This window comes from Shewanella sp. YLB-07 (genome assembly GCF_009377275.1).
In genome coordinates, this window is record NZ_VOQB01000003.1 from 1 (window position 1) to 26,321 (window position 26,321).

The 26,321-nt window shown below is 40.0% G+C and carries 27 protein-coding genes and 2 pseudogenes; 5 read left to right on the plus strand and 24 right to left on the minus strand.

What is annotated here, in order from left to right:
- The 7 genes and pseudogenes from tnpA to FS373_RS06845 form a co-directional block, all read right to left on the minus strand.
- A partial coding sequence (tnpA, locus tag FS373_RS06815; protein ID WP_152829126.1) for an IS66 family insertion sequence element accessory protein TnpA occupies positions 1 to 259 on the minus strand: 259 nt, incomplete at its 3' end.
- An 82-nt stretch (positions 260 to 341) separates the two neighbouring features.
- Positions 342 to 755, minus strand: a pseudogene (locus tag FS373_RS06820) (transposase); the annotation flags it as partial.
- Positions 756 to 860: 105 nt separating this feature from the next.
- Positions 861 to 1,385: a hypothetical protein gene (locus tag FS373_RS06825; RefSeq protein WP_144045725.1), complete on the minus strand. Its 525-nt coding sequence runs from the start codon at positions 1,383 to 1,385 to the stop codon at positions 861 to 863.
- A gap of 117 nt (positions 1,386 to 1,502) precedes the next feature.
- Positions 1,503 to 1,799 (minus strand): PAAR domain-containing protein, encoded by a 297-nt coding sequence (locus tag FS373_RS06830; protein WP_152829127.1) that lies wholly within the window; start codon positions 1,797 to 1,799, stop codon positions 1,503 to 1,505.
- An 8-nt stretch (positions 1,800 to 1,807) separates the two neighbouring features.
- The gene (locus FS373_RS06835) at positions 1,808 to 2,371 is read right to left on the minus strand and encodes a DUF6931 family protein (RefSeq protein WP_144045724.1); all 564 of its coding nucleotides are present in this window, start codon (positions 2,369 to 2,371) and stop codon (positions 1,808 to 1,810) included.
- Positions 2,371 to 4,353: a type VI secretion system Vgr family protein gene (locus tag FS373_RS06840; protein WP_152829128.1), complete on the minus strand. Its 1,983-nt coding sequence runs from the start codon at positions 4,351 to 4,353 to the stop codon at positions 2,371 to 2,373. The genes FS373_RS06835 and FS373_RS06840 overlap by 1 nt, the downstream gene beginning before the upstream one ends.
- 2,048 nt (positions 4,354 to 6,401) lie before the next feature.
- Positions 6,402 to 6,502, minus strand: a pseudogene (locus tag FS373_RS06845) (IS6 family transposase); the annotation flags it as partial.
- 232 nt (positions 6,503 to 6,734) lie between these two features.
- Between FS373_RS06845 and FS373_RS32685 the strand changes: the two are divergent.
- On the plus strand, positions 6,735 to 6,899 hold the full coding sequence (locus tag FS373_RS32685) for a Tn3 family transposase (protein ID WP_416221753.1): 165 nt from the start codon (positions 6,735 to 6,737) through the stop codon (positions 6,897 to 6,899).
- Positions 6,900 to 7,208: 309 nt separating this feature from the next.
- Here FS373_RS32685 and FS373_RS06855 read toward each other — a convergent pair whose 3' ends face one another.
- From FS373_RS06855 to FS373_RS06910, 12 genes are all read right to left on the minus strand, one after another.
- Positions 7,209 to 8,207, minus strand: coding sequence for a type IV pilus twitching motility protein PilT (locus FS373_RS06855; RefSeq protein WP_152829130.1), 999 nt, complete (start codon positions 8,205 to 8,207; stop codon positions 7,209 to 7,211).
- A 258-nt stretch (positions 8,208 to 8,465) separates the two neighbouring features.
- Positions 8,466 to 8,984, minus strand: coding sequence for a hypothetical protein (locus FS373_RS06860; protein ID WP_144045719.1), 519 nt, complete (start codon positions 8,982 to 8,984; stop codon positions 8,466 to 8,468).
- 49 nt (positions 8,985 to 9,033) lie between these two features.
- A complete protein-coding gene (locus FS373_RS32690; protein WP_152829131.1) occupies positions 9,034 to 9,345 on the minus strand; it encodes a prepilin peptidase in 312 nt (103 codons plus the stop codon).
- Positions 9,345 to 10,367, minus strand: coding sequence for a type II secretion system F family protein (locus FS373_RS06870; protein ID WP_152829132.1), 1,023 nt, complete (start codon positions 10,365 to 10,367; stop codon positions 9,345 to 9,347). Before FS373_RS06870 ends, FS373_RS32690 begins: the two co-directional genes overlap by 1 nt.
- A complete protein-coding gene (locus tag FS373_RS06875; protein ID WP_152829133.1) occupies positions 10,345 to 11,898 on the minus strand; it encodes an ATPase, T2SS/T4P/T4SS family in 1,554 nt (517 codons plus the stop codon). Before FS373_RS06875 ends, FS373_RS06870 begins: the two co-directional genes overlap by 23 nt.
- A 5-nt stretch (positions 11,899 to 11,903) precedes the next feature.
- Positions 11,904 to 12,389 (minus strand): hypothetical protein, encoded by a 486-nt coding sequence (locus FS373_RS06880; RefSeq protein WP_152829134.1) that lies wholly within the window; start codon positions 12,387 to 12,389, stop codon positions 11,904 to 11,906.
- Positions 12,390 to 13,193, minus strand: coding sequence for a hypothetical protein (locus FS373_RS06885; RefSeq protein ID WP_152829135.1), 804 nt, complete (start codon positions 13,191 to 13,193; stop codon positions 12,390 to 12,392).
- A gap of 6 nt (positions 13,194 to 13,199) precedes the next feature.
- Complete coding sequence (locus FS373_RS06890) at positions 13,200 to 13,694, minus strand: hypothetical protein (protein ID WP_152829136.1); 495 nt, start codon at positions 13,692 to 13,694, stop codon at positions 13,200 to 13,202.
- Positions 13,691 to 15,115, minus strand: a complete 1,425-nt coding sequence (locus FS373_RS06895; RefSeq protein ID WP_152829137.1) for a hypothetical protein — start codon at positions 15,113 to 15,115, stop codon at positions 13,691 to 13,693. Before FS373_RS06895 ends, FS373_RS06890 begins: the two co-directional genes overlap by 4 nt.
- Positions 15,102 to 15,512, minus strand: a complete 411-nt coding sequence (locus FS373_RS06900) for a hypothetical protein (protein ID WP_152829138.1) — start codon at positions 15,510 to 15,512, stop codon at positions 15,102 to 15,104. The genes FS373_RS06895 and FS373_RS06900 overlap by 14 nt, the downstream gene beginning before the upstream one ends.
- Positions 15,509 to 16,921, minus strand: a complete 1,413-nt coding sequence (locus tag FS373_RS06905) for a prepilin-type N-terminal cleavage/methylation domain-containing protein (protein WP_152829139.1) — start codon at positions 16,919 to 16,921, stop codon at positions 15,509 to 15,511. The genes FS373_RS06900 and FS373_RS06905 overlap by 4 nt, the downstream gene beginning before the upstream one ends.
- Positions 16,922 to 17,004: 83 nt before the next feature.
- Positions 17,005 to 17,637, minus strand: a complete 633-nt coding sequence (locus FS373_RS06910; RefSeq protein WP_152829140.1) for a type IV pilus major pilin — start codon at positions 17,635 to 17,637, stop codon at positions 17,005 to 17,007.
- Positions 17,638 to 18,688: 1,051 nt separating this feature from the next.
- Here FS373_RS06910 and FS373_RS06915 point away from each other — a divergent pair.
- Positions 18,689 to 18,943 carry a hypothetical protein gene (locus FS373_RS06915; protein ID WP_144045706.1) on the plus strand — a complete coding sequence of 85 codons (255 nt, stop codon included), beginning with the start codon at positions 18,689 to 18,691 and terminating at the stop codon, positions 18,941 to 18,943.
- A 34-nt stretch (positions 18,944 to 18,977) separates the two neighbouring features.
- Entirely contained in the window at positions 18,978 to 19,259 is a 282-nt protein-coding gene (locus FS373_RS06920) for a hypothetical protein (RefSeq protein WP_144045705.1), read from the plus strand.
- 337 nt (positions 19,260 to 19,596) lie between these two features.
- Here FS373_RS06920 and FS373_RS06925 read toward each other — a convergent pair whose 3' ends face one another.
- Positions 19,597 to 20,064, minus strand: a complete 468-nt coding sequence (locus FS373_RS06925; protein ID WP_194165822.1) for a response regulator — start codon at positions 20,062 to 20,064, stop codon at positions 19,597 to 19,599.
- Positions 20,065 to 20,343: 279 nt separating this feature from the next.
- On the opposite strand from FS373_RS06925, the gene FS373_RS06930 reads away from it, so the two are divergent.
- Positions 20,344 to 21,120: a site-specific integrase gene (locus tag FS373_RS06930; protein WP_227992570.1), complete on the plus strand. Its 777-nt coding sequence runs from the start codon at positions 20,344 to 20,346 to the stop codon at positions 21,118 to 21,120.
- Between the two features lie 101 nt (positions 21,121 to 21,221).
- Positions 21,222 to 21,389, plus strand: a complete 168-nt coding sequence (locus FS373_RS32415; RefSeq protein WP_265575323.1) for a tyrosine-type recombinase/integrase — start codon at positions 21,222 to 21,224, stop codon at positions 21,387 to 21,389.
- Positions 21,390 to 21,628: 239 nt separating this feature from the next.
- Here the strand turns inward: FS373_RS32415 and FS373_RS06935 are convergent, their stop codons facing one another.
- The 4 genes from FS373_RS06935 to madL are packed head-to-tail and all read right to left on the minus strand — an operon-like array spanning position 21,629 to position 25,719.
- A complete protein-coding gene (locus FS373_RS06935) occupies positions 21,629 to 23,131 on the minus strand; it encodes a malonate--CoA ligase (protein WP_144045703.1) in 1,503 nt (500 codons plus the stop codon).
- Positions 23,132 to 23,174: 43 nt separating this feature from the next.
- Positions 23,175 to 24,488 carry a malonyl-CoA decarboxylase gene (locus FS373_RS06940; RefSeq protein WP_144045702.1) on the minus strand — a complete coding sequence of 438 codons (1,314 nt, stop codon included), beginning with the start codon at positions 24,486 to 24,488 and terminating at the stop codon, positions 23,175 to 23,177.
- A 20-nt stretch (positions 24,489 to 24,508) separates the two neighbouring features.
- Positions 24,509 to 25,273 (minus strand): malonate transporter subunit MadM, encoded by a 765-nt coding sequence (gene madM, locus FS373_RS06945; protein WP_152829142.1) that lies wholly within the window; start codon positions 25,271 to 25,273, stop codon positions 24,509 to 24,511.
- Positions 25,270 to 25,719, minus strand: a complete 450-nt coding sequence (gene madL, locus FS373_RS06950; RefSeq protein WP_152829143.1) for a malonate transporter subunit MadL — start codon at positions 25,717 to 25,719, stop codon at positions 25,270 to 25,272. The genes madM and madL overlap by 4 nt, the downstream gene beginning before the upstream one ends.
- Positions 25,720 to 26,321 lie beyond the last annotated feature (602 nt).

Genomic DNA, 26,321 nt, shown 5'->3' on the forward strand with positions numbered 1-26,321 from the left:
ACATTGCCCCTACGGCCAGGTTAATCACCGCCACTTCTTGTGGTGGCTCTGTCGTTAATGCCTCTGCTTTGGGCGTGAGTTTTACAAAGGTTGAATGGAATGCTTCCTTAGCCTTCATCAAATCGCTTCTCTTGCGGCTAAAGGTTTTAACGACAAGGTGATGCTGGGAACAAAAATCAACAATCGTTAATTTGCTTTGTTTATGAAGCTCTATGAGCTCAAGCCATTGTTCTAGTGTCTTATGTTTATGCGAGGCCATCTCAGTGACTCGGAAAGTATCGGTAACAAAGACGCAACTCACTAACCTCAGCAAGAGTTAGGTGTAGATCGCCACCCGTTTACGACAATCCCTTAGCTTCATTACCAAATATCGGAGCTAATGCAGGCTGCATATCTCCAGTAGATATACCTCTAAGATATAGCCAAGATATTAATTCTTCGATGTTTTTTGTTTTCTTTAAATAAGGAGGGATCAGTGAACTATTAAATTTGACGCCCTCTTTTTTTCGATCTCTTACTTTAGGCACTTTAACAGGAATATCGCCTAATCCAGTTTGTATTGTCCGCTCAGGCTGATAGCCATTACGCACGACACGTTGTACCCCTTCAACCTTATCATCTTGATATTGCTCCAGGAGCAATATCAACTCAGCCTCAACGGCTTGAGCTAAAAGCTGCTGAGCACCTTGTTTTAAAATCTGTTCAAGCGGGTTTTCTGGTATTTGAATCGACACTATATTATTATTTTGACTCATTGCGATGCTTCTCCTGTTAATTGTTGATCTGGCAAGATCAATTAACAGATTACATCGCAATGACTTCCTTCATACACCAGAAATGACTATAGCTCCTAAATTCCTCTACATTGGGCTTTCTTTCGAAAACCAATTCGTCGTTTTTTGGGTGATGTCATCATCACGACGTACAGCAAGATATTTCAACTCTTCAGGCGGAATGACCATTTGAAGCCACTGTGAGCGATGAATAAAAAAATCGTTAAGTGCTTGATGACGACCTTGTTCAGATTCATTTAACATCATATTCATCACAGAAAAATCAACGGGGTTCATTGAATTCCATTTACATTGCTGTAGTGGCTTTGTTGTGTATATTTTGAGGATGGTTCTTTTTGCATTGTTTGGAAGAAACGGATTGTGATACTCACCAGTAATACGGCTTACAATCGTTCGCCATATCCACATGTGATGCCGCGCCGGTGCTGTTGCTTGAGTTGCCCCCCATTCTGGGAGATTCCCCTTCATTTTAGCGATGTAAAAACCGGGGCCAATTTGACCTGTTGGTGGCAGGCACTCACGCCGAACACCTGTTTTTAAAATATTTAGTGCAGATGATTCGCTAGTACCATGATATCCAATAAATTGCATAATATTTCTCTTAGGTTATTTTGCTTCAGGCATCGTACCTTTTAACTCGTCTATTTTTGGCATTAACACTCGTACACGTGCTTATTAATTTCATCTCTTTAATCATTGTTGGACAAATTAACCTCCAATTAAAACCGTGGGCATCCCCATCACAATTGTGCCGCCATGTGCTGTGCTATCCCCCATTCTAGCCGCAGGCTTATTATTAATGAGCACCGTTGCGCTGCCTTTTATTATGCTGTCCGGAGGACCAACGCAGATACACATTTGCCCTAGCGTCGCGGCGGGTAATGCACCTATTAGAACCGTCGTTGGCAGGGGCAATAATGGACCTCCGACATGAGGTATGGGCACCGGTGCTGGGGTTTGCATCGGGCATATATGCATGTCAGTGGCGCGTGCTGCAGGTAACATATTTACTCCTAAATTTGTCCGTTGCCGCCTTTAGCGATATGTAGTGCAATATCGATAAACTGACGATAGCGCTTTTTAGCCTTGCTTCCATCGGGAAGAATAGCGGTAAGACTGATACAACCAGCCGCCGCCTGGGCGTATAAATAGGGAGGCGGAGGCACGATTGGATCATCGGGTTGTGTAATACTTCCTCCACTCCAAAATGCGGCCTGGGCCGCCCATCCTGCGCCTGATTCTAATCCTGATTTGTTCGCCATGGCCTCTGCAAAGCGTCGACTGGCCTCATCAGGTATATGTACCCAAGCCTTTGCTGCTCTGATTGCGTTGGCTTCAGCTTCATTCCAATCATCACGACTGTGGGCGCAGCAATATGCCCACCAGATGGTTTCTCGTAAGGGTAAAGCATGAGCTAAATACATCACTGCTTCAGCATAAAGTTCGTTTTCAAAAGCAATCTCTATCAGCTCTAGTGGCAACATCTTTTTATTAGCTAGCTGGCTAAATGACACTTCTGGAGTATAAAGATCTAAGATGTCCTGAGCGGATTGATATGGGATTTTTAATAATGTCATTAATTAATCTTCGCTATTCCTCCTTGAATTTGAACCATAGCGCCTCCTTTTACTGTCGTTTGTACATCACCTTTGAGGGTGAGGAGAGCGGATTTGACTTCTGCGGTAGCATCACCTTTTATTTTGATTAATGCGGCGCTCATTTGCGCTTGGCCACTGGCCTTGATGTTAATTGTAGAGCCATCGATTTTAATCGAAGTACTTTTGATGGTTATCCCTGATGAGGTAATATTAATACTGCTAGCACCGACTTTGAGTTCGATATTTTTTTTACCCGTTAGCGTGATATTGTCACCATCCACCGTGACAGCTGATTTTGCAGAAAGCGCTATATCTTTATCACTTTTTGCAGACCAGTTGTCTTTACTATTCGATTGGAGTGACTTGTCAGATTCGACTAAAATATTATCTTTAGCTTTTAAGGATACGCCTTTATCTACCTGAGTTCTTTTTTCGCCTTTAACTGTTGAGCTGTGGTTGTTGTTGATATCGAACATCAGGTCTTTTTCTGCATGAATAAAAAAATGTTCTTTATCTTTTTTATCTTCAAAACGAAGTTCATTACCCTGACTACTACTGCCCTTTGGGCTGGTTCGTGTTTTAATACCACTTTGCGTTGCTTCAGAGTAGGGATTAGTATTGACCTTAGTGTACAGTGAGCCAACAATAACAGGTCTATCTGGATCTCCATCAATATATTGCACCAGTACTTCATCGCCGACACGAGGGATAAATTGACTCCCAAATCCTTTACTTGCTAAGCTTTGCGATACAGGTAACCAGCAGGAAGAGTTCTCATCTTCCTTGCCTTGAGAGTCCCAATGAAACTTCACTTTTACTCTTCCCAGCTTATCTCGGTATATTTCTTGACCTTTTGGCCCAGTTATTGACGCTGTATGCACACTGTGAACTCGTGGTTTATTGATTGGCTGAGGTCGATAAGTAGAAGTGGTGGGCATACAGACAAACTTGTTGTGATAAATGGATGTGTTTTTGTTATGTTCGCATTCTATAAGGAAGTTAATTTTAGTGACTAGATATTCTTGATTACTCTTGGAAATTGGATGATTTTTAAGGTTGAATTTTCTTCCGCATGACAATCCTGCTAAATCAGACTCTGCATATGTAGTCGATAGCTCTGAATCTAATGCTTGAATATGACGATCTGCGGCCGAACGAATGGCATTTTTACTTTCATTACCTAGACCAAAATGGCTTGCTGTAAATTCTGCAGGATTGTGAGGAAAGGTGCTTTTCATTTCGCCACTGTCAAAGACTTCAGCTTGGTTTTGTGTATGATCTGTTAAAGACACTTTACTTGTCCCAATACGAGTTTTAGTTACCCAATTGTTTATGGTGAACTCGTCTGCATCGGTTGTTCTACCTGCATAACCAATGGTACTTAATTTACCTATTTTAAATTTGTGATTTGAATCACCAATGACCACGTAGGGTTTATATTTACTATTGTCGTATTCAAGATGGTAATGCCAGCCCTCACTTGCTAGTAAACGTTGAGAGAACTGGAGGTCTGTTTCATCAAGCTGGACACAATATTCGTGTTTCATCCCATTAACAGCAGTAGAGAAACTGAAGTATTTTCCGAACCCAGAATTGTCAAAGAGTTCTTGTAATATTGCTTTTGTTGTCATGTTCTGAAAAATTTTACGATTATGACGATAAACCAATAATGAAAGGGGATCACAAGCACAGATCGTATAGTAATAATGCTGATCAAATTTTACGAGCTCAATACTAGAAGCGATCCCTTGATAAAGCTGTGTATCAATGGTTTGCACATATGTTACTTCAAGCGGTTTACCTAATACTTTATTAATGTTTATTTCGTTATCAGCTATAATGGAAAGAGTAAATAAACAACTGGAAGAAATCGATTGTTCAGATTCAACTCTTGTCACTGTATGGTTTGTTTTATCCGCCAGTTTAACGCTAACTGGGCAAGATGGATAACATAATGCCAAATGTAGTTACTCCCCCAGTCATTTAAAACATTCTATCGCTTCGCGGCCATTGACCACCAAATTAACGTCAACCCCAAACGAGGTAAAAATATCCTTATTCACCCTTATTGAAATCGAATCATCATCCGCTATCAATATTCGCTTCTTTGCCTTTATGCGCTTTTTTGTCATTATCTCTGTCATTCCATACGACTAATAATTTCTGATTCAACATAGTATGGTCCCTCATCACATAGCCAAAATAAAAAGATATAAATCATGGTAAATCACTTTTCCAAAAACAGAATAAATACCAAATTTACATATAGACATCAACACTCTGAATAGAGCTTTATTTGCTACACGGTATTTGCCGCTAAACGCTCTACCTAGCTTCTGCTTTAGCTGTGAGTTTTACCAAGGTTGAATACTGTGTTTTCTTGGCCCTCATCAACTCACTTATCTTGCAGCTAAAGGTGTTAGTCACAAGGTAATGCCGAGAGCAAAAAAATCGTTAACTGACTGTGCTTATGAGCTCTATGAACTCAAGCCATTGCCCTAGTGTCTTATGCTTATGCTTATGCTTATGCTTATGCTTATGCGAGGCCACCTTAGTGACTCGGAAAGTATTGGTTCCTCTGTAATAGTTAGGTGTATATTGTCTCCATGTACCATACATCAGCCAATAGAACGAAACGGTTTTCTGAATTTAATCAAGAAGACCTAAAACCTAGGAAGGCAAGGGATAGAGCGACATTTCAGACTACTTATGACCTACTTTCACACGTATTTCGACTTACCCCGGTAAAAACAATCAAGAGGCTGTAAATATGATTGCCGATTTATCACCAGTGGCATGACGGCATATAAAATTGGCAGGTAATTATACGTTTGGAATTAAGAAAAATAACATCAGCGTAGACAGATTGTTGAAAAATATTGACCCACTAGCGAACGAAGAGTATTCAAGGTAGCAGCCTAATCTTTTAATTTATATTGCGATGCTCTGCAGGCTAACTATGAACTTTCCGATGAAATGCCCCTCTCTATCACGAGTTAAGGCAGAATATTAGATTATTGCTTGATGAAGGAAAAAGTTGGTCCCAAGTGCAAAGCTTTTTAAAATGTAGCCGTTCAACGACCGCAAAAGTGATAAGTATCATATTTAACGAAAAACAGTGAATTCTATGAGCTGACCGACATTCTAGACAGAATGTGATCTATATTCAGAGGTATCGTTTAAGATCAAAAGTAGTAGATGGGGGATTGGTTAAACCGTCCCCCAATAAGGTGTTACACTTTTATCACTCATTCTAAAGGTAGAGGAAATGACCATTCACTACTTAAAGCGCAACATTATCAGGCTTATATTTATTACCAGTGCTGGCTTTGCTTTAACGCAGCTGTCAGCATCCTGGTTGTGCCTTACTCTGGTTCAATTTCGGATAGAACGAGATTCTGAACAATTTATAACTAAAACAAAGTACAACTTTAATCATGAAAGAGCTTACCTTTCGACTTTGATATTGCCCAATACCTGCTCTAATGATGTGCATCAGGCTTTACAAAAAAGAAACAAAATTTGCTTATGTGACTCCCTTGACATTCTATCATCATCAGCAATTAATATTTTCATTCGCCCCTCTTTATTGAGCTGCAACACGTTATCGGAAAGATATAACGCTTTTCCCCTGAACACTTCAACATCAATTCCGGCCTAGGAAAAAATCGTCAGCTAAGTTCCTTCTTTAATTTTTTCTTGGCTCACTCATAACACTCTTTAAAAGGTAAATGATGAGTAATGACAAATGGAATGACAAGACCTAACCCAGCCATATAGAGCGACAATTACCTTGCTCAGTCTAAATCAACCAATAATATTCATGGAGATACTTTCTCCTCAAATGTCATTGTCCATTTTATAGCCTATAGGTGTGTTCACCCCCTACTCTTTTACACAGAATCGAGTAGCCATGCTAACAGTGCCTATATCCATAATAAAATTTAAAGGCGACGACTAGGCTGACACAGAAGGTTATTGAGCGATCTTTCTCATGTGTTAATACCCAATAGGTTTCATCGACCTTCCAGCCCAATTCCTCCAATACCATCTTAATCGTTTCTCTATTTCTGGCGCATAACGCTGAATCCAGCGATAACTTGTACTATTTATATATACGAGAATTGAGTTCAAAAATATTGAGCCAAATCCTCTAATTGCCTTGACAAGCCCCCTTACTTATACTGTAGGACTTGTACAAAGGTTATCCACTAAATCTGTGGATAACCTCATCAAATACTCATAAAACTGGCATGGAAATATGTTCAACTTTGACATCAATCTGAGCCACTAAATCATCAACACTTCAGCTTACTTCGTCAACTTTGCGACAGAACCAACAATACCCTGTGGTCAGGAAGATCAACTGGGGGCTCTTGGCTTAATACTGAACATGATCGTCTACTGGAATGCGCTTTATATTGAGGAGACGGTTAGGCAATTAAAGATTGAAGGTTTTGAGGTAAGTGACGCAGACATAGACAAGGTATTTACCTTTACTTTCTAGTATATGAATGGGCAGTATGTTTTTTAGCTCCTAAAGAGGTAAAAGAAGGTAAGGTAAGACCATTGAGAGAGCTGGTTGAAGAGGAAGATCATTCCTTCTCATAGTTTTTCGTTCCGTTGCACCTTATAGGCCAGGTTCTACTACAACACTAACGGGCGGAGAGCCGAATTTAGCTCAAATCTAAACTAACATGCTCTTCAAAAAACGGGTAATTGTCAGATCAGGTCTGAGCCACTACAGATTATAGATACCGGATGTGGCGGCTTTTTAAGCATTCCACGCAAAGGCGCGTAGAGCCAAAATACGAGATCAATTGTAAGAAGAGGGTAAAATACCCTTCTTTATTAATCTCTTAATATGATCTTTTCTGGTGATCATGCCTAAAGAATTATCCAATTGTATGATTGAAGGTATTTGCAATGATTTATTCGTTCTAATTAAGTTAGAAACTGCCTTGTTATTTATAATAATTTCTTGAATTGGAATAATGTTTCCATCTTTATCTAACGTTAATTCCTGTGATATTATGGATGTGAGCGTTTCAGATAAAATGTCTCTCACTAAAGGCTGCTCATCTCCAGAGAAAAAATTAATAATTCTATCAATTGTTTTTAAGGAAGAATATGTATGTATAGTAGCAATCACTAAGTGTCCGGTCTCTGCCGCTAATAATGATGCTCTTAATGTTTCTCTATTTCTTATTTCCCCTACAACGATAACATCAACATCTTCCCTAAGAGCGGAATAAATAGCATCTTCAAATGAAGCGACATGGGTGCCAACTTCCCTTTGATTGATGATTGATTTTTCTCTTTTAAACACTGTTTCTATTGGTTCTTCAATAGTCAGAATATGGATGTTTTTTCTTTTGTTTATATAATCAACCATCGATGATAAAGTTGTTGATTTACCACTATTTGTGCTTCCAGCTAATAAAATCAATCCTTTTTTATGATCGGATATTCTTTTTAAAACTTCACCATTATCATAACACCCTAAATCAATAATACTTTGATTTAAAATTCTAATGACTAGTCCTAACCCCAAATTATGCCTAAAAAAGTTAACTCTCAACATGGTGTCTTCATTAAATCTGTAAGCATAGTTAATATCTTCCGTAAAATTAAAACCTGTTTCCTGACAGGTTTCACGTATAAATTCAATAATTAAATCATCATTTACCGTAAAGTCTGAAATTTCAAAAATTGAACCTTTTTTTCGGACATGAATTTTTTCTTTAGTGGATAAATGAATGTCAGAATATTTACTCTTTATACTTAATAATATTATTTCATTTATATTTTTCATTTATAGTTCCCTACCTTAGTTTAAAAATATTTCCAGCTTTTAAATAACAACGATCCTGACATAGAGGAATGATAATGTTCTCCCATGATAACAAACAGGTAATGATGATCATTATAGAATCAACAGTTAATTTATTGACATTTTTATCGACTGAATCATTAGACCCAACATTTCACAGAACCCACTAAGAATAGACTTAAGGTCATCGTTAACTTAAAATTAATGCACAGTTAAATACACGTAGAGAACTATTAAATATCACATGGTCTCAAAACGGAGTAGTGTAAATCTACAGTCACGCTTATTATTAGTAATAAGGCCAGATACAATAGTTTTATTAATATCATTCTGATCTATTTTATAGTTAGGATTAAAACTACAGATAGTATCTTCCGCACTAGCGCCATCTTGATCCATAAAAGTACCATCGAGTGTAAAAAACGGATGTCTAGCATCCGACATCACGATAGCACTAGGAGGACTTACTTCTATATTATATTGTTTATTATTTGTATGGTTTTTTTTATCATATTCCCATATTATTGAATCAATTGGTTTATCATTCATAACAGGAATAACAATCTTACCAAACCATTCCAACCCACGACCAAATAGCCCATCATACCCATCAGTCGTTACTCTAAACGTGATATAAAACGGCTTAATTGATCCTTTTATATATGATGTAGAATGTATAATGTCTCCATCACTATTAGCATGAACCACTGAAGAAAGTAACAGTAGAGTGGTTCCTAATATAGATAAACACTTAAGCATGGATTAACCCCTTGATATTAAATTAATATAAATTATCTCATATTCCATATCATGAAATGGAATATAATGAATTTAAAACATAAAAAAAAGCCATAACAAAAACTGATACCTCAGCAATGAAATACTTTAGCGAAATAGACTCGTTACAATATTGACATGATCCTTCTGAGATTAAAAAACCATAAATAGGAATGAGAAAAATAGCATTTATTTTACTCTGACAATGTTCACAATGTGAAGGTTTAAAAAGTATATCAACCAAGCTAAATCCAGACTTCATTCTATAAAAACAAAGTTGTAAAAAACTAATAATACAGCTACAAACCATGGCAATAATCAGAGACATTAAAATATTAAACATTACCGTGCACCCGCAATTGAACCACTCAACATAAAGGTTGAGCCAAATATTGCTAATACAACACAAGCAAAGAAGATTAATGATAATAGATTCAGTAATCCAGCTAATTTTTCAATACTTTTAATGGTGGATTCGTTAGATTTATTCGAGATTTGAGTTAACATTTCCACGAATCCATTCAGAGAGCTGTATATACTGATGACAAAAATGTCCTCTTTGGAAAAAAATCCCGTGTTGAGTGCTTCCTTATAGGATCGTCCTATCGACAGGTTTCGATACATCAAATCATAATGATATTTTACCCAACCGGTAGACATTTCAGCCTTTTTTTCAATCGCATCTGCAATAGGAACACCTGACTTGATCAAGATAGAGATATCCATCAAAAACTGGGACGACTGCAGTTTCTTATATGTCTTGAAAGGCTGAAGTTTATCAAGCACTTTATTCCTAAAATTACCGGTTAATGAAGTCATTGACTTAGAAATAATAACAAATAAAACAATAAATATAGTAGATAAAATAATCAAACCTGATTTCACCAACCATAGTCCCGAGCTATACATGAAATAGGACAGAGCAGGCCATTTATCTAATGGTATAACCGCTTCAAAGGACGGGAAAATCATTTTGCTATACATGATAACAACTAAAATACAGGCAAAGATTAATATGGCTGGGACCGTTAGCGCACTGGCTAATTTCGCTTTTATTTGTTTTTTAACCTGAACAGTAATAATCACAGATTCAAAGCCTTCAGCCAGGTCGCCCGCGAGCTCCGATGAGGCTAACACCGATTGTTCTCCATCGGGAATAATGCCTGAAAACGCAGCAGCAATGGATGAAGACTGCTGCAGTTGCTCTGTAATCAATTTGATTTTTTTTAAAAATGACGCTTTATATATTCCAGTTCCTTCTTTTTGTATGAGACCTAATGACTCAAATAAAGGCAAGCCATCTTTCATTAAGTCAGCTAACATTTGATACAGCTGTATACGGTCACTGGTTGATAGTTTTCTCATATATCTCTCTCATAGTTGTTTCGTCTATTGCACCGTAAAAATTAATGAACCATTGGTAGTCGACTATCCCTTTCATAACCAAAACAAATATCTTCTCTTTCATCAGATAGCCTTGATTGAATTTCTGCTGTTCATTATGTTTATCACGCCAATATTTATAGACCTTTGTCGGATTACCCGCTGCGATTTCCTGTAAAATATTGAGATCCGGCAGCAACATTTCAAATACTGGCTTTCTCCCAGATGTTCCCGAATACTTACAGTTTTCACAACCGGGGTTATGCTTGGTAAAAAGTTGATTTTCAAAGATATCTCTCGCGCAATATATTTTACAATGTTCACATAGTGTCGGGATTAGTGTTTGGGTGACGATCCCCGCGAGAAATCCGGGCGAAGCTAAACGGTCTTTTTTTACCCCTAAGCTTTCTAGTCGTTGAATGGCTGTAGTCACAGATCCCGCATGTACTGTCGTCACCGCATAATGGCCACTTTCAATGGCCCCAGTTAGCGCGGTCGCGGTTTGCTCATCACGGGTCTCACCTATCATTAACACATCGGGGTCTCGCCTCATGGCTGATTTCAGTGCCGGTAAAAAAGGATTCACATCCGATTTAAGCCGGACGACAGAGCTTTGTACTGCCCCCATGATCCGATATTCCACCGGATCTTCTACCGTCACGAAACAGGCATTAGTTCCGTACTTTTTGGTATACATCCACTCCAGTATATTTTTGATTGTGGTTGATTTACCGGATCCTGTGACACCTGTGATTAACAAAAGGCCATGGGGGCATTGCATCATAGTTTGTAAATCCAGTTGCTCATCAGCGCTGAGCTGCAGTATTTCTAACGGGTCTTTGTCTTCAACAACATCAAATATCTCGCCGGTTTCCGCCTTAATTATCCTCAATACCGTATGATAGCACCCCCCCAATCTGCCAAATATTGGCATATGAGCGTACCTAAACCGGTAGGAGCCAGAAGGCAAATCCCGCAATATATTGGCATCCTGAGGAATATTTCTATTCCATGTGGACTCCTTTGTGGTGGCGAGGATATTGTAAGAGACAAACATCATCTCATCGCAACTTTCTGAGGATATGGTCTTCATTTTTGTCAATGAGCCATTAACCCTAAGAGATATCACTGCAACTTGATCATTTCTGACAAAATGAATATCACTGGCCCCAGTAATGATGGCACTTTCAAACAAGGCATCAATAGAATCTACGATATCCGTGCTTTGTTTCGACTCATTATCTGAGCTAGTATCCAGAGCGGTAAATACTTTGTAAAAATCAGTATTAGAGATAATCGCAACGGCATTAAATTTAGGTAAAGCGCCAAATTCATTATTAAAATTATCCAATATCAAGTAATCAAAGACAGCTTGTTTTCCACCACTATCGTCAACCAAAAAGTAATCATTGTGACTGGTTAACCAGCAGATCATTAACCCTTTTTTACCCGGTACAATGTGGCTCTTCTCAAGACTGATATCATCGAACTCAGCAGTAATTATATTTTGCATCGGCGCTAATACCCAAACATATAATCTTGTCCGTTGTAGTTGAAAACAACATCATCAGCATTAATTAACACATTGTAACCTTTAAACTTTTCGCCAGGTACACGATTATACTTGCGACCATAAAAGCTAAACACCACCATTTTTTGGCTATTTTGTAAAGATGTCACGGATAAAAGCCTAATGCCATTTTTATTAAATGGTCCATCCGCCGGATTGTCAACTTTAGCTCTAGTCACACTATGATATTTATCGATTTCTTTTTTAATTTCGATATTACTCAATAATTCTTCATTTAAAGATTTATCCAGTTTTTCTTTTGCAAGCTTAAGCTCTAATAGATTAATTTCATCCATTAGGTTTGCCGTTTCTAATACATCCCCTGCAACTTGTTGATCCCTCTTTTTCTTATTATCAGCATCATTGTCCTCGGTGACAGCAAAAACGTTAACAGAGAATAACAAGGTTAATACACACAATAATTTAATTTTCATTTAATTCGCCTTACAATAAATTGTTCCAGTCACGCTGTAACCTAGGTTATTGTCACCATAGCGTTTACGCATTGCTGATATCCCAACATTTTTTCGATTTAAAATATATCTGGATAAATAACTTATTTTCATCCGGTCAAATCCCTGTGCATTCCAATTAATACCATAGATATCTAGATAGTTAGCCCCTGCTTTATCTAGCAAGTTTTTACTCTTTACTAACGCAGCAGGTTGCTGAAAAGTAAATGTCGATGCCTTAGCGCCTCCTTGATTACCCACTGAAAAGTCTGCAATATCAGAAAATTTCCTCATATCAGATAAAGAGTCAGTACACAAAGGCAAGCTTTCATAGGCGGCTTCATCAAACACTCGCTCTACTTTTACAAGATTAATGCCCTTTATCATCAAGTTGTCACCCGACATAAGGGTATTTAAACCTTGATACCCCATGGCCACATTAGGTATGCCAACATAATGCTTATTGTCAGTATTTAATGTATATTCACAGGCTAGAGATTGACATATGAACTCTACCGGCTGCCAACCGAGTAAATTGAGATTCGAGAATTCACTTTCTACTTTTTTATAATCCGAGAGAGAGAATGACAATTTTTTTTCGACACTGCTCGTTAATGTTAAGTAGTCTTTTTTAGCCGCGCTAATTCTTCTCAGTTCCTGTTGATGTGCTTCTTCCGTTTTCTTTTTTTCTTTATAAACATAGGTGCCAAAGGCCCCCCCCATAACCACCGCAGATACTGCAGCGACCAATAAATACAACTTGGCTTTACTTAATACGATATCCATAATGGTCTATAAAAAAAAGTAGGCTAACGATGCCAATGCCGACGAGGTAAATATACCAAGCATTATTTTTATTACTGTACTCATTTTAATCATAATCTCTTCATTTTTGACCAATTTCAGGTCTTCTTTACCCAGCACAATCGTTTGAGTGTCCTTGATAGAAAAAAATCGTTTTAATTGCTTAACGATATGCTCACTGCACACTCGGTCTGAAAAAGGATAAATCATGTCATTCTTATAAAAAACACTATATTGGTTACCATCTTTATAATCGACATAATAGTGACCTTCATGGGTAATATATTCTTTATCTAAAAGAAATTTTGCCAATGGAATATTTTTAGATTCATCTTTTCTTTGTAATTTCAGATTGATACAAAGATTTATTTTCCCCGATTCATCACTATTAAATATGAGTTTGTATATACCTTTATTCTTCTCGAGGAAGCTTAGTTTTTCCGGGTGGCTACAATACCATATTGAATCAGTGATAATTTTCATGTCTTGGTATCAACCTTAACGATGAGCATGGTAACACTCCCTAAATCTGAATCACTCATTGACTTACCCATTAGCCCAGTAAAATCACCTCGAGTGATTTGCTCCTCCGTGAATATGGCAGCCACGGTTTCTTGACCTACTTCTACGATAAAGTTATTAATATTCTCATTGCGTGACAGATCAGGTAATTGCACCGAATCCCCTGTCGCGCCAAAGGATACTAACTGATTTAATTTTTTTCTTGAATATCCCATGGTGATATTCACTCGACCGTCGGCTAACACTTGCGGGACAATCATAAAAGACATGCCCGTTTCTAACGTATCGGTTTCGATTGTCTCCGCCGCATCGTTATCGCCGGTACCTGGCTCCCGAGTAATGGTACTCACATAGCCTATTTCATTTACCGAATTCACAGGGATAGGTTTGCCGTTTAAACTCACGGCTACCCCTTCGTTCATCACTCGAGCGCCACTTTTTATTAATTGTGCGGTTAACGACCCCCCAATTTTATCTGTACTGCCATCTACCGCAGAGCCAAGTAACGCAGAGCCCACATCGAGACCACCAAAGCCATTGGCTGCCGACGCATCGATTTGGAATGATGAACCATCACCGCCTTGAATATCCGCGCCAATGGCCTTCAACGTCGATTGACTAATGGTCACTATTTTGTAGGAAATCTTAATTTCCGTAGAGGCTAATTGATTATAATTCTCCACTAATAGCGCGATACGATCCAACTCTTTTTTATCACCTGTCGTCGATATTTGAGAGAATTCTCTAAAAATAGAATACCTAAAAGAGGCACTGTCCTCTTTCATCGACTCCAAATAATCCTCAACCTCTTTCCATAAATCGACCGTACCGCCAATTTCTATTGAACCTGAAAACCCATTTCCTCCTTCGCTATCGACGACCGCTGAGCCAAACGCATATTTTGATTCATTTTTAAGATAGCGTGAATTATAGAGTGTATATATTTTTGTCTTATGGTTTCTTTTTACAATTTTACTTTTATCCACATCGATAAATACATCATAAGCATCCGCTAGATATTTAAGATAGTCATCCACCGAGCCTTCAAACATGATCTTTCTTTTGCGGTTGGTATGATCTCCTTTGTCAAAATAAGATACATGCATTTCATTGGCGAGCTTGTTAAGCACCTCATTAATGGTAACGGGGGTAAAATAAGTTGTTTTTATATTCAATCCCCAATAACTATTTGGATATATGCTATTATCTCGCAGGTCTAAATAATTAGTTTCTGAGACTTTAAAGGCTGAAAACTGTTTATCCATTTCAGATTTATTACTATCAATTTCATCGGCTTCCCGTGAAAATGATGACATATCTGCACATGCCGACAAAAGAGCTGTAATTGTAACAACAATAACAGCCAATTTATTTACTTTCATTTTCTACCACCAATATATTATTCTTATAAACAGTGGCTTTAATTAGCTTACCATTTTTACGAACATCATTCACAAATTCTTTAAGAACATCCATAGGGTCTTCGCCTTCATAACTCACTCTATAGCCCGAAATAAAATCTTCGGTATCCCATTTTATTTGATAGTCAAACTGTTTAATAAAATGGGTAACAATCAACTCGACACTATTACCTTTTTCAATGATGAGACTTATTTTTTTACTATCATCATTTACTACTAAATGACTATCTACACCAATTCCTATATTACTGTCGTCATTCATTAATGTATTATCATTTGCAAACGCAGCTATCGGCAATATGCTTAAAATTAATTCTGCTATTAATATTGATTTAAATATATATTTTATTTTCATCATGACTTTTTAACTTCACACCAACGTAATACCACTATTTGTAATGATTCTGGATTTTTTCCATCATCACCGTTTACATCATTTGGAGAGCCGACAATGCCCGACAGCGACCAAGATAGTCCGTCTATATCCTCCTCCCATCTAAATAATACTCCCGACACCAACTCTGCAGGTTCATCAGCACTAGAGATACTATTATCCCCATAGTCAGAAGCATCCACTTCAGGAAAGTCACCAAAATGACTGCCCGAAAAAGAACTGCTGATCACAGACAGATGGGGCAGTAACTCATTTCCTTGGATTGTCGGGCACACGGGTTTGGCAATTGTAATATCGTTACCAGAGGCATCGAAAGCATCCACGACCACTTCTACTGGGGTGCGATAAACCTTATCCGGCGACACTTGATCCGCTGTCTGGTACAGTAAGTTACCGTCGGTTTGTAAAAACCTTGATGGCTCCCGGTTACCATCGTGGCCATTATTAACATTATCTATTGATGAAATGGCCGATTGACAGATAAAGCCATTCTCGGCAGCACCAACGGTGACATTCCAGCACAGCGAGCGACTTTCTTGCATCGCCACCATGCCATCATTTCTTAACGCTTGAGTACCGCCATCTAACTGAAAAACGATGGCAAGGCCCATATCTCCAGTTATCGGAATTAACGTGTCATCTAACAGGGCTTTATAAGCTTCAAACCCTGTACCTTTATTATAAGCATTAGGGTCACTCCCTCTAAAATCTGCAATATAAATATCCGCATAGGCACCGTTTTCCATGTCATCGATTTGTGACACTTGCTCACTGGCCGCTTCGGCGATATCAATAATATCCTTAAGCTGGGTTCGACTCTCTAAGCCATCAATAAATATCGTGAGTAAAGTAGGTTTAATATCACTAACATCTGAATTATTAACATGATTTATCGAAAAATACGATTGATCTACGCCATCGACTTTTATGCCTTTGACACTGTACCCCTTGCTCAAGGTAAACGTGTCAGTCAATCCCGCTGTACAGTTAACGCGTTCATTTTTTACTCCGTTAGTCATGTTGCAACTATCAGTACTATCGCCATTAAAAAAATTAGCGACGTTTTGGTTAGTAGATCCTGCATCAAGATAGATATAGCTAACCGTCGTCAGCGCAGTTTTTAATCCACTAATGGTGTCATTAGTTTCCCAGTCTGAAATATCATTTGGATCTGAATTTTTTAAACTTACCAAGGGCTCAAACATAACCTGAGTACTGAGTTGATAGATTTTTGCCACTTTGGCTGCTGCTAGTGTTTGTGATTGATGCTCCAATTGGCTGCTTTGTAATTTAGCCACATATAACATTATCATTCCAACAATTGAAACAGCGATTAAGACTTCTAATAGCGCAATGCCATGTTGCTTTTTCATAGTAAGGCACCCAATGAACTGGAAGATTGAGTCCAAATGTTCAACCTACCTGGTTGAACATTTCGCTTTTATCCGATTATTGATTAATAGTATCCAGCAGTAATCATATTTGATGGATTCTCACAAACTTGAAACGCTTCAAGAGGATCGCTCATGAGTTCGCTAACTCCATCGGTAGTCGTTTTAATTATTCCGCTGGGAGTTCCAGTAGTAAATGTATTCGTGACAGAGAAGTCAACGGCGGTAGGAGCAGTTCCTCCAATCGTGACTTCCACGTACTCAGCATCCTCAAGCAGTCCACCAGTAACTAAGGTGGTACATAGGCTAGGACTTAATGCGTCAACAGTGATGACAAAAGCATCATCAGTAGATGTTGCTGTTCTGGCTGCTGGGAAGAAGCCATAAAAGTCACTTGTTTCTGGGTTTATTGCTGCCGAATCAGCGATCACATTTGCGTCGGAGAGAGCTTCAACAGTATTATCAGTGGTAGCAGTGTATGTGGCTGTACGCTTAAATCCGTTTTGAATGGAGATAGCCATATCAGTTAAATCTTCATTAATATCATTGGCACTTTGTGCTTCAAAGGTACGAGAAGCTAAGGTGGCAACACCAGCGGCGATTAATCCTAATATACCAATCGCGATTAATATCTCGAGTAATGCTAATCCGCGTGCTTTTTTGTGACCGTGAAAGTTTTTACGTGTTTTACGTTGCATTTTAAAGTTTATCCTAAGTTAGCTAATTTGCCGTTTATCCAAGGGCTTTCGCCCCATTTCTTTTATTGCTGCAGTTGGCCCCCTTAATATATTGAAAATTAAAGAGGGCTAACACCCCGACAAAAATTGATGGACGGGGAGAAAAACGACTGATATCAATGAATGCCTGTCGATCGCCATGTCGATATTTGAATACTCAAACATCGATGTGGACAATGATTCTATTCGCTGTAAAAGCCGTAACAATGTGTTTTTGAGTTAACAAAAACCAGTTTAACCGTCATTCGGTAATTGGTTTTTAGCTTTATTACCTAAATCGGTGAGCGGCGCTACTTTGAATGAAGATACTGTAAAAGCGTTAGTGAAATGATGTGATTTATATTTTTTATGGCTAACCCTCTGTCTACTAAAGATTTAATCTTTTCTATATATTTTATATATGCTGTGAATTTACTTTAAACATAAAATTGACAAATATCCTCTTGCTTCTAGCTCCAGTTACAGGAGGCTTATCTATAGGGAAGTGTAATTAATTTGTATGCTAAATAGGCTTTGCTTTGATTAAGGGAATTGTATAAGCGAGCCTAATATGAATCTTAGCGTACGTGTCATTGTTGAAATCGTAAATGAAGCTGGCTAAGTAAAATCTCACTCGCTCATTAATATCAAGTCGATGACCTCGATGTAATAACAAAATCATCCGCAATGGTTACGTGAAATCCAATTTTCATGGCGTCTACACTGACCACAAAGTTCCCACCAGAAAGCAAATCTGTCTCAAATGTAAATGGAAAAGTATACCCAGTATCAATTCACTTTTTGGTAGCGCTATTCACCCTGATCTTGCTAGGATTCAAACTGAAATGGGCGCTAAACACAGTTACCAGGATGCGGAGCATATAATGACTTTACTCTCATCAAAGAAGCGGAGTATTAATAGCCATGAGCGGGTTAAAAAGCTACAGAATACATCGGATAATATCTTAGTTTATCGGTAGGTACTGATAACTCTATCCAGCCCCAAGTAGCTGATAAAAAGCGCTTTGAAGTCATGACCGCGGTCATCTTTGATCCAGAGCAGATTGATTACCGCGGGGGACAGCTAAAGCAGGAGGGGGCAGTTTCGACCTTAAGGGGTAAATTAACCATCAAACACTGCACCGCTTCGGCCGACGAACAATCATACCTTAAACAAGCAGCTCTGGAGTCAGCCATCAAGCAAGGCATGAGCAAAGATACCTCAAGGACAGCGATATGTGGCGGTGCTGATAATTGCTGGAATGTGATAAATGCGGTAGCGCCATGATGTCACACGGATACTGGATTGGTTTCATATTGCCATGAAATTTGAGAATCTTTCACTAAAAAATCAAACGCTACTAGAAAAAGCAAAACGTGCTAAACGGCATTTGTGGCGAGGCTACCCAGACAGGGCAATAATCCGGCTTGAGGAGATAAAAAATCACCTCCAAGAAAAACAGGAACAGCGGCAACAACATATGAAGTGGTCACGTAAAGGGCTGCACTCTCTACTTCAGGTTAGGGCTTCAATATCCAGTAATAGCGGGCAACAACATTGGGAACGCTATGCCGGTGAAGCAATGTTGAAAACAGCAGCGTAAGCATACAATCAATTACACTGCCGATCCCCATTGCCGTTTTTCGCCCGTCATTGGCTCTTTCTAACATTAGCTCAGCCTCTGCCACAGCGGCTAAGCTTTTGATCACCCTCTCCCCCGTGGGGCCTTTGGTACTCAGTCCATTGCTAAAACTTAAGTCTAGTCCCCCTTTGATAACTACTGTCCACAATATGGTGCACTTTCGCCCTAGGAGCAAACGTTGCAACAGCAGCGTTAACAGCCCCGCCATTTTGATTAAAAGTAGCGGGTATATTCCTTCAATGACAGTCAACGAGGCAGAAATACTAAGCGATGGAGGAGTAGACTGTCTCTTCATGATCTAGACAGTAAGGAATGGATAGACGGGTCTGCGTTCCTGAGGCTTAATATTCAGCTTTATCAGTAATTCATCCATGACATCTATGGATAATGGCTTTAGTAAATAAGCATTTATTAAGTTTTTCACACTCAATATACTGTTTCTATTTCTTTTGCATTTTTTAGACGTCATCATCGCAATGGGAATGGGTACAGTTTTCACGTCAGTATTACTGGCCTCCATGAGTCTAATTTCATTCAAAGCATAGGTACCGTCGAAAAATGGCATCACCATATCCAGACAGATAAGGGAATAGGGGGAATGTTCTTGTAAAGATAACTTAAAACATTCTATCGCTTCGCGGCCATTGACCACCAAATCAACGTCAAACCCAAACGAGGTAAAAATATCCTTATTCACCCTTCTTGAAATCGGATCATCATCTGCTATCAATATTCGCTTCTTTGCCTTTATTCGCTTTTTTGTCATTGTCATTCCACACGACTAACATTTCTGATTCAACATAGTATGCTCCCCCATCACATAGCCAAAATAAAAAGATATAAATCATGGTAAATCACTTTTCTAAGAACAGAACAAATACCAAATTTACACTTAGATATCAATAGTCTGAATAAACGTGAGATTTAACTTCATCATCTGCAATGTTAAGGCAGCCCTATCCGTACCGGAGCCAACATCATGGACTGAGTTACTGATTGACGAGGAAGTATATCCGACAGCCAAGTCCGTGTTCGACAATGAGTTTTGAGCACCACTCCTTTTGGCGTTAATATCACTATGTCTATCCGTAATCTCAAAAACGACACTAACAAACCGTGGCTATGTGAATGCTACCCCCATGGACGGGGCACGGTAAACGTATCCGTAAAAAGTTTGCCACTAGAAGGTGAGGCTGCCGCGTTTGAGCTATTCACCATGAAGAAAGTTGATGACAAACCCTGGCTAGGTGAAAAGGTCGATCACCGTCGATTGTCAGAATTGATAAAGAAGTGGCATGATCTTCACGGGCGTCAATTGACCAAACCCGAACAGCGCATGGCTAAGTTAACTATGATGAGTCATGCCATGGGCGACCCTGTTGCCAGTAAGATCTGCGTCAATGACTTTGCTAACTATCGCCAAATGCGACTCGATGGGGAAGTGGAAGATGCCCAGGGCAATAAGAATAAAGTGAAGCCGCACACGGTCAATCATGAACATGCCTATTTAAATACTGTCTTCACTACGCTTAAAAAACTCGGTGAATGGACACACCCCAACCCGCTAGAGGGTCTTGAGCAATTTAAAATAGAAGACATCGAGCTGGCGTTCCTCTACCCGGAAGAAATTCCACTTATTTTAACCGAGTGTGACAACGCTAAATATAAACACCTGAAAACCATCGTACTCACTTGTTTAGCCACCGGCTGTCGTTGGTCAGAGGCCGAGGGGCTGCACGGCAGTCAAATTGCACACAATCGGATCACCTTTATTAAAACCAAAGGTAAAAGAACCGCACGGTACCGATTGCCCAAGAGTTAGCAGACATGCTCCCCAGAGTACGTGGTCCACTATTCAGGCCCTGCAGGAGATCCTTTGAGCAAGCGATAATGCGAACCGGCTTACAGTTCCCTGATAGACAAATGACGCATATCTTACGGCACACGTTTGCCAACCATTTTATGATGAAGGGTGGCAACATATTAGTGTTAAGACAGATACTCGGACATTCAGATATCAAAGACACCATGCGCTACGCCCAGTTTGCCCGATCATCTGGACGACGCCATTACCAAAAATCCGATAGCTGATTTATTAAGTTCAGCGATTTAACGATATGGGTATTGTAATCAAGTGATATTTAATACATTCACTTTGGTCATATCCGCAACATAAAAATAAGCAAGTTTACCAACACTGGCCGTAATCTTTCTTGAGTAAGCATGAGTATTCGTTTTCCCCCATCCTGGCGGCAGCGTGCTCGAACCCAACGATGCCGCAGCCTGGAAAATGCGCTCTCTGAAGAGATCATCATTGATAGGGCTAGCGCCTAATCCATAAAGGTTTCACGTAACTTGTTTTTTTGCACTTTTCCCATGGTATTACGGGGGAGTTCATCAACAAAAAATATTCGTTTAGGTTGTTTGTAACGAGCGAGCTTGTTGCTAATTTGCGTAAGAACTTCACTTTCTGAAATATTCGCTCTGTTGTTGAGTACAACGACAGCAACGACAGCTTCGCCAAAGTCTTTGTTCGCGATCCCAATAACGGCTGATTCGAGGATCTCCGGCACGTCATCCAGAGAGAGTTCCACTTCTTTGGGGTAAACATTAAAACCACCGGTAATAATCAGATCTTTGGAGCGGCCAACAATTTGGAAATAACCATCTTTATCGGCTGTAGCTAGATCCCCGGTAATAAAATAACCGTCATCAGTAAACTCCTCACGCGTTTTTTCCGGCATATTCCAGTAGCCTTTAAAGACATTAGGTCCCTTGATTTCCAAGCCACCTATGTCACCCTGAGCCATTTCTGCCCCAGTATCTGGATGACAAATACGTGCCGCTATGCCTGGCAGTGGGAATCCAACTGATCCGGGCCGTCTTTCACCATCATAGGGATTAGAGATATTCATATTGGTTTCTGTCATGCCGTAGCGTTCCAGAATACAGTGGCCAGTACGCTCGGAAAACAGCTCATGGGTTTCCGTCAACAGAGGCGCGCTGCCTGATACAAACAATCGCATGTGAGCAGTCAATGTCTGGTTAAAACGTGGGTCATTTAACAGGCGGGTATAAAATGTCGGCACCCCCATCAGGACTGTCGCATTGGGCATTTGTTCAATCATTGTATCAACATTAAAAGCGGACATAAATATGACCGAACTGCCCGCGAGCAAGGTAACGTTCATCGCGACAAACAAGCCATGAGTATGAAATATTGGCAACGCATGCAGTAATACATCGGTTGCACTAAACTGCCACAGGTCAACCAATGCTTTTGAATTAGATAACAAATTAGCATGTGACAGCATCGCTCCCTTTGGCCTCCCGGTGGTACCCGAGGTATAGAGCATTGCGGCGAGATCATCATCAGCACGCTCAACGATGTCAACCTGCCGAGTTTGTTCTCGTGCTAGCTCAGCCAGTGATCCACTGCCATCACGATTAAGTGTCATCACGGTCGCACCGACAGTGTCGGCAATATCAATGATACCGGCATACTTACTTTCGTCACACAATAACACTGCGGGGCGTGCATCATTGAGAAAATACGCTAGTTCCGTTGTGGTATAGGCAGTATTGAGCGGTAAATAAACGGCGCCAATCTGTACACTGGCAGCATAAATCGCCAGCGCTTGCGGCGTTTTATCAACCATAACCGCGATTCGGTCACCAATATCCACGCCCACATCCTGCAAGACCGCAGCAAATCGATTGGCAGTCGACAGGAAATCATCATAGCTTATATGTTCGCCGTCAGTCATTCTCAAAAAAATATCGCTGCACCCTTGGTGTGGTTTGAATAACGCGTCATATAATATGTTTGTCATAATGTCAGATTCCTCAAAATAATCTCAAGACAGGAAATAGGTTTTAATGATCCTGTAAAGCGGTAATACCTTTGGTAACGGCAACTATATTGTTATTGCTATAAGCCTCGTGATTCGCCTCAAGACTGGATAAATCATAGAGATAATTAACCATGATCCCACTAGATTGACGCAGACCTTTGTCAGAAAGATCTGCCAGCCAGTTTATTTGTTTTAAGATCGCGCCATTACCCAAATGAAAACGGGCAACCGGATCTAAAGGTTTGCCGAGCTTATTTTTGGCGGTAAGGAAATAAGTCGCTACTAGTTTCATCAACCGATCCCGATGTTGTTCGCCCTGATCTCTCCATTGTTGTAGGCTCAATTCGTTGATGGTTAAATACAGCTGATTGATTTCACCATCCGGATTTTGTTTCGCTTGTTCTCGTGCCTGGCTCCCGAACCATTTCATGAATCCTGGCACAGGAGACAAGGTGACAAAAGTTTTGACATTGGCAAGCTCATTTGACAACTCTTCAACCACCTGTTTAATCAAAAAGCTACCGAACGAAATCCCTTTAAGTCCTCGCTGGCAGCTGGAAATGGAGTAAAAAACTGCAGTATCGGCGTTCAATTCACTGAGCTCAGGTCTATCTTCGGCTAACACGGTTTGAATGGATTGTGGGATCCCTTCACACAGGGCAACCTGGACGAAAATCAGTGGTTCGGTTGGCATCGATGGATGAAAAAAAGCAAAACAACGTCGATCAGACGGTAGCAAGCGACGGCGCAGATCATCCCAATCATTAATGGTGTGGACCGCTTCATAGGCAATAATTTTTTCGAGAATTTCAGCGGGTGTCGACCAATTTATCGGTCTTATCATTAGAAAACCGCGATTAAACCACGACATAAACAAATGCTGAAAATCGATATCGGTTTTGCTGATCTCGGGGTTATCCGCGGTTAAGTCCAATAGATCTGTACGCATCCTCACCAACTGCTCGGTTGCCCCACTGACTAAGTTTAAGCGGCGCAGTAATTCCTGACGTCGAGGTTCTGTTGCTTTGAGTAGGGCGTAGAGATTAGCCGACGAGTCATTGGTATCGTAAGCTTGAACAGCGTCAATAATATCACAAGTTGAGATGTCGAAATTGTCGGTAAGATCCCGGAAAAATCGGCATTGATCAGCCTGACTGGTTTCACTGTATTTATTGAGAATACTGTTAGCCAGTTTCGCTACCGTCACTTCGCTGTTTTCTACCAGCAATGCCTCACATAAATCATTAAGTTGTCTTTTATCTTGATCCTTACCCAATTTTACAGATTTGCTGAATATGTTAGCGAACATATCATGTAATATTCTGCCATAATTCATTGCTTATCCCTCACCATTAATCACATCAGACCACGTACCATAAAAAACAACACTGAAGGTGCAAGCAAACACCCCACACCGGTATAGAAAGTAGCCGTCATTGCACCATAAGGAACGAGTTTGGGATCGGTCGCAGCAAGGCCGCCAGCCACACCGCTGGTTGTCCCCATCAATCCGCCGTAAACCATAGCCGCCTGGGGATTATCTAGCCCGATATGACGAGCAAAAAGCGGTGTCCCTACCATCACCAGCACTGACTTTACCAGTCCGGCGGCAATGCTCAGTGCTATGACTTCGCTCGATGCCCCCAGGGCCGCACCAGTCACTGGCCCAACGATATAGGTCGCTGCACCGGCGCCAATAGTCGTCACAGAGACAGCATCGGTATAACCAAAAACCACGGCGACAACCGCCCCAACGACGAAAGAAAGCACCACGCCAATAATCACCGAAGAGGCGCCGACTAAACCGGCCTTTTTTAAGTCATCGGTATCGACACCGAAGGCCGTTGCAATTATCGCAAAATCACGAAACATCGCACCGCCCATTATAGAAACACCTGCCAGCAGTGGATAGTCTGCAACACCTTTACTCCCCCCAGTATCGAGTCCGGCGAAATAAGCCAGCAATAAACCAAGCGTTATCGCAATCGCAGAGCCGTGAATTCGGCCAAAGGTTAATTTGCTGGAGATCAGATACGAAAACCAAACAACGACACCAACAAACAAGAAAGCAATAATCAGGCTATCTTTACGGATAATACTGTCAAGGGCTGTGGTAATCATGAGTTTTCCCTTTCCTGTTTGTTAGAAACCGTCTCTGAACTTTCCCCGAATGAGCCCTTATTTGCTACGCTTTGCCCCCATCGGGTCAACACAGGGATCAATGCGAAACTGGCGGCAACAGAAAGTACTCCAGCAACCAGAGCGACAGGACCTGCGGACACGGCGGCTAATACGTTTTGTTTGGCTGTCATCGCAACAATTATCGGAATATACATCGCGCTCCAAAAACTGATGCCGATGGCCGTGTCATTATGCAATTTAAATGGGCGGTCACCACTACTGCCTCCTCTTCGACCATAAAAGTGAATAAAGGTGACTAGCAGCAAAATTGCGATACCCACACCACCAATATTCGCCTTCACTCCAAGTAATTCACCCAGAATATTCCCCAGATACAAGCCCAAAAGCATGCACACTGAGAGTAGAGCCACACCGTAAACAACCATAAACCTTACCTTTATTATACTTACGTTAATTGTTAGAAAAGAGTCAACAGACGTCACTTGGGGGTTAGGTAATTCCAGTATATTTTTTGGATGACGTTACGACCCAGAAAATAATTAAACAGGTAAGCACGTTTAAACAATTCATCATTTACACCCCATACCATTAACAATCGAATTTATTAATATACATATATTAATGCTGCCATCTAGCATCGTTTTGTATCCTTGGGGTTTCTTATTAACGGGGATCAGCCTCTGTTGCACGGCTAGCAGATCCCTGCTAAGGCGTTTATATCTGTAGATATAGCCCTATATTTAGTGATATCGCCATTACGGAAAATTCATCTTCAAACGGTAGATAGTGAATGTTCCGTATGTTTAACTATTGACCTTATGGATTGCTTAACCTTTATATATATTGTCACGTTCTAGGAAGATGCAGAGAAGAACTTTTACCTTTTCTTTGCACTGATGACATATTACCTTTGGTTTAACCACTTCAAATATATAAGCTATATGAGATCCTACAGTAAAACCTACTTCACTCTGCACGTTACCTTCCTCCACAACGCCCAACAAACTTGTATTATAAGTTAACTCAC

Bases quoted from the DNA above. Each gene is read 5' to 3' on its own strand.
- FS373_RS06920 (WP_144045705.1), top strand. From the start codon at position 18,978: ATGAAATTTGAGAATCTTTCACTAAAAAATCAAACGCTACTAGAAAAA.
- FS373_RS32690 (WP_152829131.1), bottom strand. From the start codon at position 9,345: ATGTTTAATATTTTAATGTCTCTGATTATTGCCATGGTTTGTAGCTGT.
- FS373_RS06825 (WP_144045725.1), bottom strand. From the start codon at position 1,385: ATGCAATTTATTGGATATCATGGTACTAGCGAATCATCTGCACTAAAT.
- FS373_RS06880 (WP_152829134.1), bottom strand. From the start codon at position 12,389: ATGAAAATTAAATTATTGTGTGTATTAACCTTGTTATTCTCTGTTAAC.
- FS373_RS06940 (WP_144045702.1), bottom strand. From the start codon at position 24,488: ATGAATTATGGCAGAATATTACATGATATGTTCGCTAACATATTCAGC.
- FS373_RS06885 (WP_152829135.1), bottom strand. From the start codon at position 13,193: ATGGATATCGTATTAAGTAAAGCCAAGTTGTATTTATTGGTCGCTGCA.
- FS373_RS06830 (WP_152829127.1), bottom strand. From the start codon at position 1,799: ATGTTACCTGCAGCACGCGCCACTGACATGCATATATGCCCGATGCAA.
- FS373_RS06855 (WP_152829130.1), bottom strand. From the start codon at position 8,207: ATGAAAAATATAAATGAAATAATATTATTAAGTATAAAGAGTAAATAT.
- FS373_RS06910 (WP_152829140.1), bottom strand. From the start codon at position 17,637: ATGCAACGTAAAACACGTAAAAACTTTCACGGTCACAAAAAAGCACGC.
- FS373_RS06875 (WP_152829133.1), bottom strand. From the start codon at position 11,898: ATGCAAAATATAATTACTGCTGAGTTCGATGATATCAGTCTTGAGAAG.
- madL (WP_152829143.1), bottom strand. From the start codon at position 25,719: ATGGTTGTTTACGGTGTGGCTCTACTCTCAGTGTGCATGCTTTTGGGC.
- FS373_RS06870 (WP_152829132.1), bottom strand. From the start codon at position 10,367: ATGAGAAAACTATCAACCAGTGACCGTATACAGCTGTATCAAATGTTA.
- FS373_RS06935 (WP_144045703.1), bottom strand. From the start codon at position 23,131: ATGACAAACATATTATATGACGCGTTATTCAAACCACACCAAGGGTGC.
- FS373_RS06895 (WP_152829137.1), bottom strand. From the start codon at position 15,115: ATGAAAGTAAATAAATTGGCTGTTATTGTTGTTACAATTACAGCTCTT.
- FS373_RS06905 (WP_152829139.1), bottom strand. From the start codon at position 16,921: ATGAAAAAGCAACATGGCATTGCGCTATTAGAAGTCTTAATCGCTGTT.
- FS373_RS06835 (WP_144045724.1), bottom strand. From the start codon at position 2,371: ATGACATTATTAAAAATCCCATATCAATCCGCTCAGGACATCTTAGAT.
- madM (WP_152829142.1), bottom strand. From the start codon at position 25,273: ATGATTACCACAGCCCTTGACAGTATTATCCGTAAAGATAGCCTGATT.
- FS373_RS06890 (WP_152829136.1), bottom strand. From the start codon at position 13,694: ATGAAAATTATCACTGATTCAATATGGTATTGTAGCCACCCGGAAAAA.
- FS373_RS06925 (WP_194165822.1), bottom strand. From the start codon at position 20,064: ATGACAAAAAAGCGAATAAAGGCAAAGAAGCGAATATTGATAGCAGAT.
- FS373_RS06915 (WP_144045706.1), top strand. From the start codon at position 18,689: ATGACCGCGGTCATCTTTGATCCAGAGCAGATTGATTACCGCGGGGGA.
- FS373_RS32415 (WP_265575323.1), top strand. From the start codon at position 21,222: ATGACGCATATCTTACGGCACACGTTTGCCAACCATTTTATGATGAAG.
- FS373_RS06900 (WP_152829138.1), bottom strand. From the start codon at position 15,512: ATGATGAAAATAAAATATATATTTAAATCAATATTAATAGCAGAATTA.
- FS373_RS06860 (WP_144045719.1), bottom strand. From the start codon at position 8,984: ATGCTTAAGTGTTTATCTATATTAGGAACCACTCTACTGTTACTTTCT.